This is a genomic window from Amycolatopsis sp. NPDC041971 (assembly GCF_055588925.1).
In genome coordinates this window covers 31,050-45,876 of the sequence record NZ_JBVJCE010000029.1, presented here as the reverse complement: position 1 = coordinate 45,876, position 14,827 = coordinate 31,050, and the positions used below count along the sequence as shown (strand labels likewise).

Here is a 14,827-nt window from a genome sequence, read left to right as displayed (position 1 = left end):
GTTCCCGGTGGATGATCAGGGGTCCTGGTCAGAGTCGACAGTGTTGGTCTTCCTTGGGGACTTTCAGTTCGATGAGGTAGGCGGCGACGGCGGCGTTGACGCAGGGGTTGATCCCCTCTTGCGCCACGGTGTGCCGTGCACCTTCGACGGTGAGCACGGTGCCGCCGATCTCGTCGGCCAGGACCTTGCCGGCAGCGTAGGGGGTGGACGGGTCGCCGGTGATGGAGATGATCAAGGTGTCGGGCAGCCCTTTGACGTCCTGCGCGTAGGGAATGCCGAGGCTGGGCTTACCAGGCCAGGATTCGCACGCGTCCCGGCTGACTCCTTCGGCCTGCTCACCGGTCGCCAGGTACGGGCTGGTCCGGACGATGTCGGCGCGTAGCCGGGTTTCTTCCTCGGGCGTGCGGCGCACCTCGTCGTTGCAGTTGACAGCGAGGTTCGCCTCGGAGAAGTTGGTCCACACGCCCGAGGCGTCCCGACCGCCGAACAGGTCGCCGACCTCCATGATCTTCGTCCCGTCGCCCTGCTTGAGCTGGGTAAGGCCCTTGATGAGCACCGGCCAGACCTCGGGGTAGTACAGGCCGGCGGTGACGCCTCCGGTGGCCTGGTTGAAGTTCAGCGTGCGCCCCTTGCCGGCGGGGATCGGCTTGTCGATCAGCGGCTGGACCAGCTTCTGGAAGGCTTCCGTGGCCTGGGCCGGGTCGGTACCCAACGGGCAGTCAGGGCTGGTGGCACAGGCGGCTGCCAGCTTTTCGAAGTTCTGCTGGAAGCCGGCCTGCTGGGTGAGCCGCCGCGGCGGGTTCTCCAGGGTGGGGTCCACCACGCCGTCCAGTACCAGTGCGCGCACATTCTTGGGGAACATCTCGGCGTAGACCGCGCCGAGCCGGGTGCCGTAGCTCTGCCCCGCGTAGGTCAACTTCTCGTCGCCCAGAGCCGAGCGCAGGATGTCCATGTCCCGGGCGGCGTTACGGGTGCCGACCGCGGCCAGGATCTCCTTCCCGCCCGAGCCCTCCGCGCATCGCTCCACCAGGCGCCGGGTGTCGTCCTCGCTCCACTTGCCCGACGACGCCAGCAGTGTGGTCTGATCCTCACCGCGATCGCGTTCCTGGTCGGTGAAACAGCTGATCGCGGGCGTCGACGACCCGACCCCGCGCGGATCGAACCCCACCACGTCGAACCGTTGCAACAGCGGGCTCTTCGCGAACGCGGTACTGGACTTCGTCGCCTGGGTCATGCCCGAACCGCCCGGGCCGCCCGGGTTGAGCACCAGTGAGCCGATGCGTTGACCGGGGTCCCCCTGGGAGGGAAGCCGGAGTACAGCGACCTGAATGGTCTTTCCCTTCGGATCCTGGTAGTCCAGCGGCACCTTCAGCCGGGCGCACTCGAAAGGCTCGACGTAGAGCTTCTTCTCCCCCGGCGTGGAGCCGTAGCCCTCACACGAGCCGAACTTCAGCTTCTGTCCGTAGTACGCCGTCAATTCGGCGGGAGACGGCTGCGACTCAGCACTCGTCGAGGTCGGAGTGCTCGCGCAGGCGGTCGCCAGCGCGAGCACCACCGTCGCCCCGACAGCGGCACCTATGCGATCGGTGGTGCGTCGAGTGACAGGCGGGCCGGAGTCGTGCAAGGCCATGGAAGCCTCCGGGATCGATTCGTTGGCACGGTGCGCCTTCAACGAGACACTCGGCCGTAGCGGCACACTCAACCCCGTACCCGTGTGACCTTGCCGACGATCTCCGGAGATATCCGCGACCTCGCGAGTTCCGCGATGGTCCACCGAAGACCTTCCCGGCGTCCACTTGACCATGCCCTGAGGGGACAGGGTCGAATGCGGGCAGGCCCGCTGAGGGTGGGTCAGACAGGAGACGGGAATGTTTCGTACACGGGGTATGGCCCTGGTGGGGACGCTGGGTTCGATCGGTGTCCTGGCCGCGGTGATTCCGGCGACAGCCGGGGAATGGTGTCGCGGATCGCGAGCACGAAACCGGAGAAGCGGCGAGGCGTGCTGATGTTCAACCCGGGCGGCCCGGGCGGCACCGGGCTGGACCAGCCGGCTTCTTGATAGGCAAAGGGCTTCCATCCGGCGTCATGGACGCCTACGACCTGATCGGCATGGACACCCGGGGTGTGGGGCACTCGCCAAAGGTCACCTGCGGTTTCACCGCCGGCGACGCCTACTGGGGCAACATCCCGCCGTACGCCGCCGTGACCCGGCAGGCGGAGATCGTCAAGGAGGTCGCCGCGCGGTGCGCCTCGAACGACATCGGCGGGCGCCTGCGGCATCTGAGCACCGCCAACACGGCGCGCGACCTGGACCGGATCCGGGCCGCGCTCGGTGAGAAGAAGGCCAGCTTTCACGGGGCGTCCTACGGCTCGGCGTACGTCTCGCTGTTCCCGGACAGCACCGACCGGATCGTGCTGGACAGCAACGTCGGCGACACCCACCTCGACCGGGACGGACTGCGCCGGTACGGGCTCTGCATGGAGCAGCCGTTCCCCGGCTTCGCGAAGTGGCACGACTCGTACGGGCTGGGCCGCACGCCGCAGCAGGTGCGTGAGACCTACCTCGCCATCGCTGAACGGCCCGACCGGACACCGTCGCCCGACGGGATCACCGGTCCCCTCTTCCGGCAGCTCACCTTCGACCTTCTCTACAACGAGATGCGGAACAGACGTTCCGCGCCCTCGACGCCGAGCCGGCGGCCAACATCGAGCGCCGGCAACGGATCTGCGGGGAACCGGGCAACCACACCCCGGATTACTGACCCGGATGGTCGTGCGGGTCGGACAGCAGTTTGTTGATGCGCCGGAGAACGTCCAGCTGCGCGCTGTTGTAGAGCTCCGTCAGGGCCTTGCCGACGGCCTGCTCGACGTAGCGCGCACTGTGCCGGGTGCCGGCGTTCGTGATCTTCACTTCAGGATGCTTCGCGTACAGCGTGCGTACGTAGGGGACCATGTCCCGGGCCACCGCGGCGCGGGTCTGCTCGTCGGCGTCCGCGGAAAGCGTGTCGAACCGTCCGGCGACCGGGTCGGTGACGGGCTCACGCAGCATGTCCGTCCAGGCCCGCATGGTCCCCGCTCCGAGGACCCGGGTCAGCACGACGACGAATGAGCGGTCGGCGTGCGACATCCTCGCCACGACGTCGGAGGCCGCGAAGCCGGGTGGCAGTTCGGCCGGCGTCGGCTGTCGCAGGATGACGCCGAGTTCGCCGCGAGCGCGTTGGAGACGTTCGATGGTGGCCGCGAGTTCGGCGTCGAGGGCGCGCAGGGCTTCCACCGGCTGGTGGTCGGTGTCATCCATGGTCGAGATCTGGGACAGCGAGAACCCGAGGTCCGTCAGGCGTTTGATGCGCAGTATCCGAACAAGGTGAGCCACCCCGTACTGCTTGTAGCCGTTGGCACGCCGCTGTGGTTCCGCCAGCAGCCCGATGTCGTGGTAATGGCGTACCGCTCGTAGTGTGGTGCCGGCGAGTTGAGCGATCTCGCGGGTGCTCCAGGCCACTTCACTCCTCCGTCGACGGCCTCTCTCGGCTCAATGCCCGTCAGAGCCTGCCGGGGGCGTGGAACACGAGTTCAGGGTCGTACCTTTGTTTGGCGGCGAGTAGTCGCTCGGTATTCGGCCCGAAGACGGCGGCGGTGCGCTCTGTGTCCTCCGGCCCGAGCAGATTGGGATAGCCGCCCGGAAGGCGGTCGGTTCCCCGTACCCAGGCCCGGTGTCGGGGTTCATCGGCGTCCCCTGGTTCCCAGACCGCGATGGTCTCGACCATCAGGTGCGGCGTCCGGTTGCGGAACGCGGCGGCGTCGGCGGGCACGCGAGCGGCTGCCCCATGGAGGCTGTGCAGCGAGATCGCGGACAGCGGCGAGGTCTTGGCGCTTGCGGCCTCGAGCAAGGTCTCCTGAACGGTACGGTCGAGTCCGGTGACTGTCCGCGTCGCGATCTCGACGTGGCGGCCGGCCGGGAACATCGCGTCGATCTGTGCGAGCTGATCGACCATCGTGGTCGGCCCGACCTGCGCCGCCAGCGGCTCGCCGAGCTCAGTGAGCCGCTGCAGCACCCGGGTTCCCGCCTCGGGATCGCCGCACCAGGTCGGTGCGGCGAAGAGCGCCGGCTCACCGGTCGGGGCGGTGATGAAGCCGGCTTGCACCGTCAGCTCGTCCGGCCCGCGCAGCAGCGACTCCTCCAGTTCCGGCAGAGTGTCGAACCGGTACATGATCATCCCGGCCAGGATCGACGGCACCGAGTGCAACTGGATCCGCATCGTGGTGACCACGCCGAAATTGCCTCCACCACCGCGCAGCGCCCAGAGCAACTCGGGGTCGTGCTCGTCGTCGGCGGTGATCAGCGTGCCGTCGGCGAGCACTACGTCGGCCGACAGCAGGTTGTCGGAGGCGAGACCGAACCGGCCGCTCAGCGGTCCGTAACCACCGCCGAGCGTCAGGCCGGCCATACCGACCGAACCGGCCGTCCCGGTCGCCGCGACCAGGCCGGCCCGCTGCGCGGCCGCGGCCACGTCGGCCGCGGTGGCGCCGCCCGCCACGGTGGCGATCGCGGTGGCCGGGTCGACGCTCACCTGTCGCATCGGGCTCAGGTCGAGAGTCAGTCCGCCGTCGGCCAGCGCGCGACCGGCCCAGTCGTGCCCGCCACCGCGCACCGACAGCGGGAGACCCTTCTCCCGGGCGGTCCGAATCCCGGCCTGGACATCAGCCGTGTCCACGCAGCGAAGGACGGCAAGCGGACGGCTGGTCACCGCACCGTTCCAGATCGACAGAACTGCTTCGTATTCCGTTCCGGATGTCAGCATGTCACTCACGTCGCCAGAGTAACCCCATATTCATCAGAGTTAAACTCTGCTGAAGGGCCGCGGGCTATGCTGGGGTTGCCATGACCGAGCCTCTGAGAGGCCGCCGCGCCGAGTACGCCGCGGCCACCCGCACCGCCATCATCGACGCGGCGCGTCTGCTCTTCGCCCGTAACGGATTCTTCGCGACGAAGATCGACGACATCGCGGCGGAGGCCCGCGTCGCACCGGCCACGGTGTACGCGGTGACCGGTGGCAAACAGGGCCTGATCCGGACGCTGGTCGACCTGTGGAGCCAAGCGCCGATCGTGGCGCGGACGCTCTCTCGGATCGAGACCCTCGCCGACCCGGACGAGATACTGCGGCACACCGCCGCCGTGGTCAGGTCCATGCGCGAGACATACGGCGACATCATCCGGCTGGTGCTGTCGACCGCACCACACAACCCCGAGGTCGCCGAAAACCTGCGCGTGGCGACGACGCGCTACCGCGATGCCATCGAAACCGTCGCCACCCGGCTCCACGACGTCGGCGGTCTGCGCGAGGGAACGACGGTCGGGGAGGCGAGCGACATCCTCTGGTTCTACTTCGGATATTCCGGTTACTCGACCTTGCACGATGACAATGGCTGGACCTACGAGCAATCGGAAAGCTGGCTGGTCGCTCAAGCCGCCGCAGCCCTTCGCTGACACTCGGCCGCCGCCACTGCGGCAGGTCCACATCGACCCGCAGACCGCCGTCCGTGCCGGGGACAGCGGATACCCGTCCGTTGTGAGCGGTGGCGATCGAGTACACGGGGGACAGCCCGAGGCCGGCGTCGTCGCGGTGGTTCGTGCGGTCGGTGGTCAGGCGGCGGAACGGCTGGAACAGCGAGCCGACCGATTCGAGCGGTACGCGTTCGCCGGAGTTGCGTACGCTCAGCGCCGGCTAGACGCCGACGACCACTTCGATGGTGCCACCACGGCGGTTGTACTGATCGCGTTGTCCGGCAGGTAGTCGCCGGTGTGGCTGAACCCGATACCACCGATACGGCGGCCGGGTTGCCCTTTTCAGCCACGCGCGGCGGCCGCGCTGCCAACGGCCGCACAGGTAGTCCAGGGCACGAGTGCCGAACGGGAAGTTCCCTGGCACCGGAATCCCGTCGGGGAACAGCATGCGGGACTCGTACCGCCACAGTTCGTCGGAATGTTCGACGTAGGTCGCGGGCTCATTCTGGTCTGGCGAGTCCCGTAAGGACAGTAGGGCGCGGTTGGCGTTGCGTTCGAGGAAACCGGGCCGGATCACCTGGCCGCGGTCGCGGAATGCGCAAAACTGACTTCATTTTCTCACTGACCACTTCATCTCCGTTTCAGTGATGAAGCGGAGATGAGACTGGGCCGTCTGGGTAGTTGTCGTCGACACTGGACGAGACAGCTCGGTTTCGGTCGCCGGGCGGGTCCACAATTTCGTGAAGGCACCTTCATCACGGGAGAGTGATGAAGGTGACCTCTACTTGCTTGGACCGGTCAGGAGGGGTTGGGCAGCGGCATGCCGGGCAGGCTTTGGTCCTCCGGGACCACGCCGTCGACCAGGTAGGCGTTGACGACCTTGTCCACGGCCGGGTTGCCGTACCCGTAGATGCCGTGGTCACCTTCGCCGGTGACGGTCAGCAGCCGGGAGTTCTTGAACCCGGCGTGTGCCTTCCGGGCGCCCTCGATGGGCGTGGCCGGGTCGTTCGCCGACTGGACCATCACCACCGGCGGAACGCCCTTGCCGTTCACCCTGGGCAGCGGACGGGGCTGGTTCTCCCAGAAGATGCAATTCTGGATGAACATCCAGCCCCCGCCTTGCAGCAGCTTGCCCTGGTCGAGGAACTTCTGCGACCTGCGGATCACCGACTCCCGATCACCGGGCGTGGGGCTGTCGTTACACCGGACGGCGGTCAGCACGGCGAGCAGGGCGTCGAGGGGGTCCGGCTCGGCCGGTGCGGCCGCGATCGCCGCCCTGGCCTGCGCCTTGGCCTGCTCCGGCGCGTCGTTTCCGGTCAGCGTCTTGAGCTGGACCAGGAAGTCGGCCAGGGCCGGGAATGCCTTCTTGCTCTTGAGCAGACCGGCGAAACGGCTGTCCAGGTCGACCGGGCCGACCTTCACGCCGTCGACCTCGACCGGATTGCGGGTCAGGGCGTACCGGACCGCCTCGAAGGTCTGCCGGACCTGCTCGCCGGTGACGCCGAGCCCGTAGCGGTCGTCATGGGTCGCGGCCCACGGCAGGAAGTCCTGCCGCCAGCGGCGTTCGTACCCCATGGGCTGCAGGTCGAACGACGCCGCCCAGGTCGAAGTGAAGTCGACCGACGAGTCCAGCACGAACCGGCCGACACGGTCGGGAAACCGCTGGGCGTAGTGCGCGCCAAGCCAGGTGCCCGCCGAATAGCCGATCCAGTTGACCTTCTCCCGGCCGAGCAGGACCCGCAGCAGGTCCAGGTCCTTGGTGTTGTGGAAGGTGTCGACGAACCTGCCGAGTTCACCGGAGGCCTGCTCGCAGGTCTTCGTGAACAGCTCCACCGTGTCCAGGAGCAGGTCCAGATTGCGCGGGTCGCGGTCGCGCGGGTCGCGGTTCTCACCTTGGCCCGCTCCGCCGCACGAGATGTTCGTGCTCCTGCCGGTGCCGCGGGTGTCGATGCCGATGATCTCCTGGTGCTCACGCAGCTTGGCCTGCTTGCTCAGCGAGGCGGGAAACGAGCGGCCCGGCCCACCGGGACCGCCCGGGTTGGTGAGCACCGATGCCGTCGTCTCACCGGCGGACTTCAGCCTGCTGATCGCGATCGTCACGTCCTGCCGGTCGTCCGGGCGCTCCCAGTTGCGCGGGGACGCGAACGTCGCGCACTCGAGGATCTTCGCCGTCTCCGGTTTATCCGGCACGTCCTCGGCGGCGCACTGGCGCCAGGCCAGGTCCTGTTCGGCGTAGCGCGCCGGAATGCCGGTGGTGTTCACCGTGCCGGGGTTCGCCAGCGCGGGGGTCATTCCCGCGAGCAGGCCACCCGCGACCGCGGGAATCACCACGGTGAACCGCAATCTCCTGTACATATACCGCCCCTTTTGTTCAAATAGCCCGATTGATCTACGTCAACAGGAGCAGTTGAAACCATGCCCCTGGGGCATGCTCAAGGAACTCAGTAGAGATTCCGCTCATGGTCCGCCTCGATCCCGGCGCGGATCACCCGCTCATTGGCCGGCGGACGAGCGCGTCGAGGGGCGTCCGTCGACATCTTGGGCGTCACCACGGATCCGGGCAGTCGCCGATGACCTGATCAGACCGACGTTCGGCGCGCACACCAAGGTCAGAGCCGATGGTGTGTACGGTCACTCCCAGTCAATCGCAGTGCGCAAGGCCGAGCGGGCTGACTTGCCAGATCCGGCTCGGCGGCTGGCCTCGACCTATGCCTGCACCTGATCCGGCGCGACCACGGGGAGCGCGCCGCGAACAAGACGGCCCGCTATCTCGTCATCGCTGCCCACCGTGACGGTGATCAGGCGCAGTACGTACACGCGGAGCCGCTGGAGGATCGCGCCGCCTGGTTGGACGACCTCCGTGTCTGGCTGCGCGAGAACCTCCGCCGGCCGCTGACGCTCGCCGAATTGGGACGAGCGGCGAACCTCTCGCCCCGCACTCTCGCCCGACGGTTCGAGCAGGACGTCGGTACCACGCCCATGCGCTGGGTCGCCGCGGAACGGATCGCCGCGGCCAAGGAGCTGCTCGAGGCCACCGAGCTCACGGTGGACCGGATCTCGTCCGAGGCGGGCTACGGATCGCCGGTGACGTTCCGAACCGCCTTCACCCAGGAGGTCGGCATCTCACCGAGGCGCTACCGCTCGCGGTTCGCCACCTGGCTTGACACCACCGCTCCGGCATAACGTGCGGGACGGCACCTTGCCTACCTGATCGTGCGGACCCCCCCACCCCGACCGCGTTTCCCTGCTCGGGCCGGACAGGCGACGAAGCCGGTGAGCATCGCCGCCGAACTGGTCGACGCCAGGACCGATACGGCGGGTGGTTTCCGGGCCGGGTTCGCGGGCAGTGCCATGATCGACCGCGACCGGTGGGACGTGAACTGGAATCTCGCGACCGTGCCGCATCGCTTCGGGAACGGCGGTGTCCAGCGTCCGGACACGGGGTTTCGACCGTGCGTTTCCTGCTATCCGGGTTGGACGGCGCTGGTGCACGGTCGGGTTCGGCTGGTGTGGACGAGGGGTTGGGCGCCAGAATTATCGGTATGCTAATCGCGGTGCTGTACGGACTGGCTGCCTCCAGTGCGCTGGTGATCGGTTCGATCGTCGGTTCGTTGTGGCGCCCGCCGCGGCGGGTCACCGGCGTACTGCTGGCCTTCGCCAGTGGGGCGCTGATGTCCGCTCTGGCCTTCGAACTGTTCGAGGAGGCGTTCCATCTCGGCGGCGCGTTTCGGTCCGGGCTTGGCCTGCTGGCCGGGGCGGCGGTGTTCGTGCTCGCCGACTCCGCGCTCGACCGTTATGTCACCGGCCACTCTGGGCCCCAGCAGCGGGAGGTGACGAAAGCCGGGGCGCGCGGCGGCATCGGGTTCGCGTTGCTCGCCGCGGTGACTCTCGATGGAGTACCGGAGAACCTCGCGCTCGGCGTGTCGCTGGCCAGCGGGGTGTCGTTGACGTTGCTCGTAGCGATTTTCTTCTCCAACCTCCCGGAGTCGCTGGTCGGCGCCGTCGCCATGCGGGAGTCGGGGCGGAGCAGGCGAGCCGTCATCGCGACGTGGGCTAGCTGTGCGCTGCTGCTGGCTGCCGCGGTAGTCCTCGGCAGGCTCGTCGCGGGGGAGTTGAGCGATGCGGCGCTGGCCGTGGCGCTGTCCTTCGCCGGCGGGGCGGTGCTGGCGTCGCTGGCTGACACGCTGATGCCCGAGGCGTTCGAGCACGGCCGACCGCTGAACGCGTTCGCCACGGCGGGAGGCTTCTTTCTGTCTTTCATCCTCGCCGCCTGACCAGCGGAGGCGCGGTCGGTCGACGACGCAGGTTCGGCCCAGGAAGGCGGCGAGTTCGACGCGACTCCCGCAGAACACGGGCAAAGGGACGATATCGCTTCACGTACTCGTCCGCGGGCACGCGTTCGGGAGAGCCGCGATAGACGGGGAAGCCCTTACGCGCTCTCGCACCAAGGACGAACTGCTGCCACTGCTCTGCGTCGACTCCCTGACGCGGCACGGGAGATGTAGTGGGCACCCCTATCGGCAAGCTCTGGTCGTTCCATGGCCGCCGTGAGCGGCCGAGCCCACGATGCGTGTAGGGCAACGCGAGGAAAGCTCCCTTCACCGCGCGACATGCGGGGAAAGTCCCCTTCAGCACTATGCACTCAATGTATAGACTAAGTGTATACACACTGTGTATAGTCGCCCGCATGTCCATCGGGAACACCCTGCTCGAAGCCGGCCCCAAGCACGGTTACGACCTCGAACAGCTCTACGAGAGGCGGTACGCGATCACCGAAGCCGGCGTCACCAACGTCGAGGAATGGCTGAAGAGCCCGGAGAATCCCTCCGTCTGCCAGTGGGCGAACCGGGGTGGTGCAGGACACTTCGGTTTCGTGAAGGGTGTGGTTGCCCGAATCACCTGAAGAACGGCCGGATTATGAATGGCCCGTGCTGTTAGCGCCGGTCCGGGCTTCTCGCGCCGCACTTTTCTTTTCGGCGATGCAGGCACTTGCTCGTGCGCAGGATTCGTGAGGAACAAAGCGATAATGGTGACTGAAATAATGCCGCACCGATCGAGCACTGATCGATCGGTGCTCGATCGGTCGCGAGTCTTTCTCCCCCCGGCAGGGTGGCTGCCGATCGTGGTGGCCATGGCCTCGGCACTGGTGTTCATGCTGGTGCGCGCTCATCTCATCGACGACACGTACATCGCGTTGAGCTATGCCCGCAATCTCGCGTTCCATGGGCATTGGGGGTTGCTGGCCGAGGGCACGACCAACACGGCGACCTCGCCGCTGAATGTGCTTTGCCTCGCGGTGTTGACGTTCGTGGTGCGGGACGCGGTACTCGCCGCGGGCGTGTTGTATGTGGCGTGCCAGGTGGTGCTGGTGCTCGCCCTGCGCAGACTCGGGGTGGCCACCGGATTGCCCGGCTGGTTCCCGGTTGTCACGATCACCGCGCTGACGGTGAACCCGCTGCTGTTGTCCTCGATCGGGATGGAGGTCGGACTGGGTGCGGCGGGACTCGTCTGGCTGCTCGTCCTCTCGGTGGAAAGGCGTCCCTTCGCCTTCGGTGTGGTCGCCGGGACACTGACGCTGGTCCGCCTCGACCTTCTGATCTTCGTGACGTTGATCTTCGTGGCCCGGCGACAATTCTGGGTCGGTGGCCGACGCAGCGTGCGTGGTGCCGTGCTGGTGGCGGCACCGTGGTTCGTGTTCAGCTGGGTAGTGTTGGGCGCGGCGGTTCCGGACACCTTGATCATCAAGACCCTGCAGGGCGCGAAGCGGGCCTGGGGAGAGTGGGAATTCGGCAACGGCCTCGGACTTTACTGGCAGGGCATGCCAGGGCAGACGGTGCTGGCGTTCCTGCCCGTGATGCTGGCGTTGCCGGCCGGGATCCGCTGGCTGAGCTTGGTGGTGCGAAAAGACACAGCCAGTCGTCGGCTGCTTTCGTTCGCCGTGCTCGCCGCGGCCGGGGCGGTGTACTGCCTGGCATACGTCCAGCTACAGGTGCCGCCGTACCATTGGTATTACGGACCCGGCATCGTCGCGGCGACGGTGTTCGCCTGCGCGGTCGCGGCCGGGTTCACCCGTCGGGCCGAACGGGGATTGAGCCTGGTCGTTGTCACGGCGCTGCTCGTCACCAGCGTGGCGGGCTACGCCCATACCGGTTTGCCCCGCGACTTCGCACCCTTGACCACGAACTACACCTCCAGCGAACAGTACGCCCGGATCGGCCGTGACCTGGCCCGCCTGGCCAGTGGCCGGTCCATTGCCAGCGCCGACGAGATCGGTGTGCTGGCCTACACCTGCGACTGCGCGATCCTCGACGTGTTCTCCGACCGTGGACGGATGCCATCGGCGATCGCCGAACTCGAAGCGCGTACCGGACGATTGACCCGCGGACTGCTCAGAGTCAACTTCGCGTTTTTCGACTACACCACGCGGCCACGCGAACCCGACCTCGCTCTGCTGCGGATCCACGGCGCCCCACCACCGAACTACCTCGCAACCTGGACCATTTCCGCACCCTTGTCCCGCACCACGCAGCTTTACCTTGTCTCAGTGTCCTGAATGGACACTGGACACGCCTACTGTCGCGACTCGTTCGGCGTTTTGCAGGGTCTGCCCAGACTTCGGTTTTCTCACCGCAATCGAGCCTGCTCGGCCCACTCCCGCACACGGCCTGGCCCGGCCGGAACTCACGTTGCTTCCCTGGTTGCAGGCTCCCGGCTTGCGACTCGGCGGCGGCGCACAGCACGGTGTGGTGGTCGCTGAGCGGGGCGATGCCCATGCCGAAGCCGACCTACCGCTCGCTGACGGCACCTGGGCCGTTCGATAGCAAGGCTTCAACCGCCTGTGGGACACCATCGAGCACGTCGTCACCGCGTTTGACGTCCTCGACCGGCTCGGCGCGTCCCGGCTGGGCGTTTGGCCCTGAACGTGCCCGGCGAGCAGTACGTGTGGCTCGACGACCCCGGCAGCGACCACTCCTGACCCTCGTCGCCGTTTGTGGCGTGGACGTTCGGCGGGAGTGAAGTACACGCGCGGTGCGGCAGCGCCGCGACGAACCGGGCCGTCAGCGCTAGTTCGAAGGGCGGCGGCGGAGGCCGCCGTCCCGACGACGAAACAGGATCAGCGATCCGGACACGAGCCGTTCAGGAGTACTCGCGCGGCGAGTAGCGGGGCGCCGACACCCACTTCCAGCGGGGCCCAGCGGTGACTGGCGAGTAGGACCACGAGCCGAGAGCACGCTCTTCGGCGTGTCGAGTTCGGCTGGATGGGCGCGTTCCGGCGAGCCTGATCCACGAGGCCCCACTCGGTCGAGGGAAGCCACGTTTCGGGCGCTCACCGGCGGGATAAGCCAGGTTGGGACACCACAAGGAAGGCGCAGGCCATGGACGAAACCACTCAGCCCCTCAGCCCCGACCAGCCGATCTCGCCGGGCACACCGGAGGTCCCGGACCTCGACATCGACCCCGGACAGTTCTTCGACGAAGACACCCGGCGGCGCCCCAGCGCCTCGCCGCGCGAAGAGCCGCCGGACTGACGCGCCTGGCCGGTCCGGTTGATCCGGTGTGCCGCAGGAGCGCGCCGACCCCTTTCTTGCTGCTCGCCGTGTTCGTTCTCAGGTCAGAGGCTGCCCGCCGGTGACGCCGAGTATTTCGCCGGTGACGTAGCTGGATTCCTGCGAAGCGAAGAACACATAGGCGGGTGCGAGTTCGGCGGGCTGACCGGCCCGGCCCATCGGCACCTGCTCACCGAAGGAGTCGACCTTGTCCTCCGGCATGGTGGCCGGGATCAGCGGTGTCCAAATAGGACCCGGCGCGACCGAGTTCACTCGGATTCCCTTGTCGGCCAAGTCCTGTGCGAGCCCCTTGGTGAAGTTCGCGATCCCCGCTTTGGTCGTGGCGTAGTCCAGCAACTCCGGCGACGGCTGCGAGGCCTGGATGGACGACGTGTTGATGATGACCGACCCTCGTGGCATATGCGGCACGGCGGCCTTGCACAGCCAGAACATCGCGTAGAGATTGGTCTTCAGTACGCGGTCGAACTGCTCGGTGGAGATCCCGAGCAGGCCTTCTTGGCTGCTCATCTGATAAGCGGCGTTGTTCACCAGCACGTCGATGCCACCGAGGGTGGACACCGCCGTGTCGATGATGTGCCCGCAGTGACGCTCGTCGCGGATGTCGCCGGGCACGAGTTCGACCTGCCTGCCGGCTTCGCGCACCAGTTCGGCGGTGCGCTCGGCGTCTTCCTGCTCTTCCTCCAGATAGGACAGTACGAGGTCGGCACCCTCTCTCGCGAACGCGATCGCCACGGCCCGGCCGATGCCGGAGTCGCCACCGGTGATCACGGCCCTGCGGTCCAGCAATCGCCCGCTGCCGCGATAGGACTCCTCGCCGTGGTCCGGCGGAGGATCCATGGCTTTGCCCGAACCAGGGTGTTGCTGCTGTTGTCCTGATTGCTCTTCCGGGCTCGGATGCCGCTCCGCGGTCTCCTGGCTGTGCTGGTCTTCGGTCATGTTCGCCTCCTGCGGTCCCCATCATCGGCGTGGACGAGTGAACGTTCGTCCCGCACGGTCCGATCAGGACAAGTGTCGAGCTGTAGGTGAATTCGTGGTCCCGGTGCCGTGGACGAAGACCCCAGGACACAGACCTGATACCACCGGTCCGCCACGATAAAACCCAGCAGAGCCGGCTTCCGCTCACCCACTAGTGGCTATGCGAGAAGCCCACTGCAAGCTGAGTCGATGTCCAGCCGGTGCTGACAGCTGCTAGGAGGTACCCGGACGGCGGCGACTGTCCCTGCTGGTTCGGCTGAATCCCGGATCTCCCCGCGGTTTCACGGCGCGGCGGGATCGAGCTGGAAGCGTCCTGGGTGCGCGGCCCGCAGGTAGCGGACGGCGGTGGTGACCCCTACGTCGTGACCGGCGTCGAGCAGATCTCGAAGCCGCGGCAGGTCGTGGAGTTCGACCGCGTGGTGAGCTGGTGAGCAGGTCATAGTGGCCCTTATCCGCATGGGCTCGGCTGGACGGAAATCGCTCGCGGGGACTCCGCCGAACGCGACGGCTCAGACGCGACAGGTTCACAGGCATCAGCGAAGTGACGTTCTCCGACTCGACGGACCCGCGGCCGGGTCGTCGACGATGAGCACCGACTGCCTTCGGTCGCCGGCGAGCGGGGCGTGCTGGTTTACGGCCGGGTGTCGGCGACCTGGAAGCCCGACGGCGACGCGGTGGAGTGACGCCGCTCTGCCCCTTCTCCCGGGCCGAGCGGGCCGCTGTCACCGAGGAAGGGGACGAACTGGCGTCGTTCCTCTCGGACAAGGACAGCCGGGAGGTG

Annotated in this window: 13 protein-coding genes and 2 pseudogenes; 7 read left to right on the top strand and 8 right to left on the bottom strand. The window is 67.3% G+C overall.

The features are described 5' to 3' along the window. Positions 1-28: 28 nt before the first annotated feature. Positions 29-1,630, bottom strand: coding sequence for an alpha/beta hydrolase (locus tag ACZ6DT_RS38445; RefSeq protein ID WP_465604431.1), 1,602 nt, complete (start codon positions 1,628-1,630; stop codon positions 29-31). A gap of 455 nt (positions 1,631-2,085) precedes the next feature. Here ACZ6DT_RS38445 and ACZ6DT_RS38440 point away from each other — a divergent pair, with 455 nt between their 5' ends. Beyond that, complete coding sequence (locus ACZ6DT_RS38440) at positions 2,086-2,799, top strand: alpha/beta fold hydrolase (RefSeq protein ID WP_465604429.1); 714 nt, start codon at positions 2,086-2,088, stop codon at positions 2,797-2,799. Here ACZ6DT_RS38440 and ACZ6DT_RS38435 read toward each other — a convergent pair. Next, positions 2,756-3,499: a helix-turn-helix domain-containing protein gene (locus ACZ6DT_RS38435; protein WP_465604426.1), complete on the bottom strand. Its 744-nt coding sequence runs from the start codon at positions 3,497-3,499 to the stop codon at positions 2,756-2,758. The two genes, ACZ6DT_RS38440 and ACZ6DT_RS38435, sit on opposite strands and share 44 nt — an antisense overlap. Before the next feature lie 40 nt (positions 3,500-3,539). Then, on the bottom strand, positions 3,540-4,799 hold the full coding sequence (locus ACZ6DT_RS38430; protein ID WP_465604472.1) for an FAD-binding oxidoreductase: 1,260 nt from the start codon (positions 4,797-4,799) through the stop codon (positions 3,540-3,542). Positions 4,800-4,879: 80 nt separating this feature from the next. Between ACZ6DT_RS38430 and ACZ6DT_RS38425 the strand changes: the two genes are divergently transcribed. Further along, positions 4,880-5,485, top strand: a complete 606-nt coding sequence (locus tag ACZ6DT_RS38425) for a TetR/AcrR family transcriptional regulator (RefSeq protein ID WP_465604423.1) — start codon at positions 4,880-4,882, stop codon at positions 5,483-5,485. 28 nt (positions 5,486-5,513) lie between these two features. Here the strand turns inward: ACZ6DT_RS38425 and ACZ6DT_RS38420 are convergent. The 3 genes and pseudogenes from ACZ6DT_RS38420 to ACZ6DT_RS38410 all read right to left on the bottom strand — a co-directional run. Continuing rightward, a pseudogene (locus ACZ6DT_RS38420) lies at positions 5,514-5,717 on the bottom strand (ATP-binding protein); the annotation flags it as partial. 6 nt (positions 5,718-5,723) lie between these two features. Further along, positions 5,724-6,080: a hypothetical protein gene (locus ACZ6DT_RS38415; protein ID WP_465604420.1), complete on the bottom strand. Its 357-nt coding sequence runs from the start codon at positions 6,078-6,080 to the stop codon at positions 5,724-5,726. 221 nt (positions 6,081-6,301) lie between these two features. Further along, positions 6,302-7,858 (bottom strand): alpha/beta hydrolase, encoded by a 1,557-nt coding sequence (locus tag ACZ6DT_RS38410; RefSeq protein ID WP_465604417.1) that lies wholly within the window; start codon positions 7,856-7,858, stop codon positions 6,302-6,304. 492 nt (positions 7,859-8,350) lie between these two features. On the opposite strand from ACZ6DT_RS38410, the gene ACZ6DT_RS38405 reads away from it, so the two are divergent. The 5 genes and pseudogenes from ACZ6DT_RS38405 (at position 8,351) to ACZ6DT_RS38385 (ending at position 13,032) form a co-directional block, all read left to right on the top strand. Beyond that, entirely contained in the window at positions 8,351-8,686 is a 336-nt protein-coding gene (locus ACZ6DT_RS38405) for a helix-turn-helix domain-containing protein (protein ID WP_465604414.1), read from the top strand. A 359-nt stretch (positions 8,687-9,045) separates the two neighbouring features. Next, a complete protein-coding gene (locus ACZ6DT_RS38400) occupies positions 9,046-9,777 on the top strand; it encodes a ZIP family metal transporter (protein ID WP_465604412.1) in 732 nt (243 codons plus the stop codon). Between the two features lie 413 nt (positions 9,778-10,190). Beyond that, positions 10,191-10,334, top strand: a pseudogene (locus ACZ6DT_RS38395) (PadR family transcriptional regulator); the annotation flags it as partial. 300 nt (positions 10,335-10,634) lie between these two features. Continuing rightward, positions 10,635-12,056 (top strand): hypothetical protein, encoded by a 1,422-nt coding sequence (locus ACZ6DT_RS38390; protein WP_465604410.1) that lies wholly within the window; start codon positions 10,635-10,637, stop codon positions 12,054-12,056. A gap of 823 nt (positions 12,057-12,879) precedes the next feature. Beyond that, positions 12,880-13,032: a hypothetical protein gene (locus ACZ6DT_RS38385; RefSeq protein ID WP_465604407.1), complete on the top strand. Its 153-nt coding sequence runs from the start codon at positions 12,880-12,882 to the stop codon at positions 13,030-13,032. A 78-nt stretch (positions 13,033-13,110) separates the two neighbouring features. On the opposite strand, the gene ACZ6DT_RS38380 is transcribed toward ACZ6DT_RS38385, so the two are convergent. After that, positions 13,111-14,007, bottom strand: coding sequence for an SDR family oxidoreductase (locus ACZ6DT_RS38380; RefSeq protein WP_465604404.1), 897 nt, complete (start codon positions 14,005-14,007; stop codon positions 13,111-13,113). Positions 14,008-14,327: 320 nt separating this feature from the next. Further along, on the bottom strand, positions 14,328-14,486 hold the full coding sequence (locus ACZ6DT_RS38375; protein ID WP_465604401.1) for a hypothetical protein: 159 nt from the start codon (positions 14,484-14,486) through the stop codon (positions 14,328-14,330). Between the last annotated feature and the right edge of the window lie 341 nt (positions 14,487-14,827).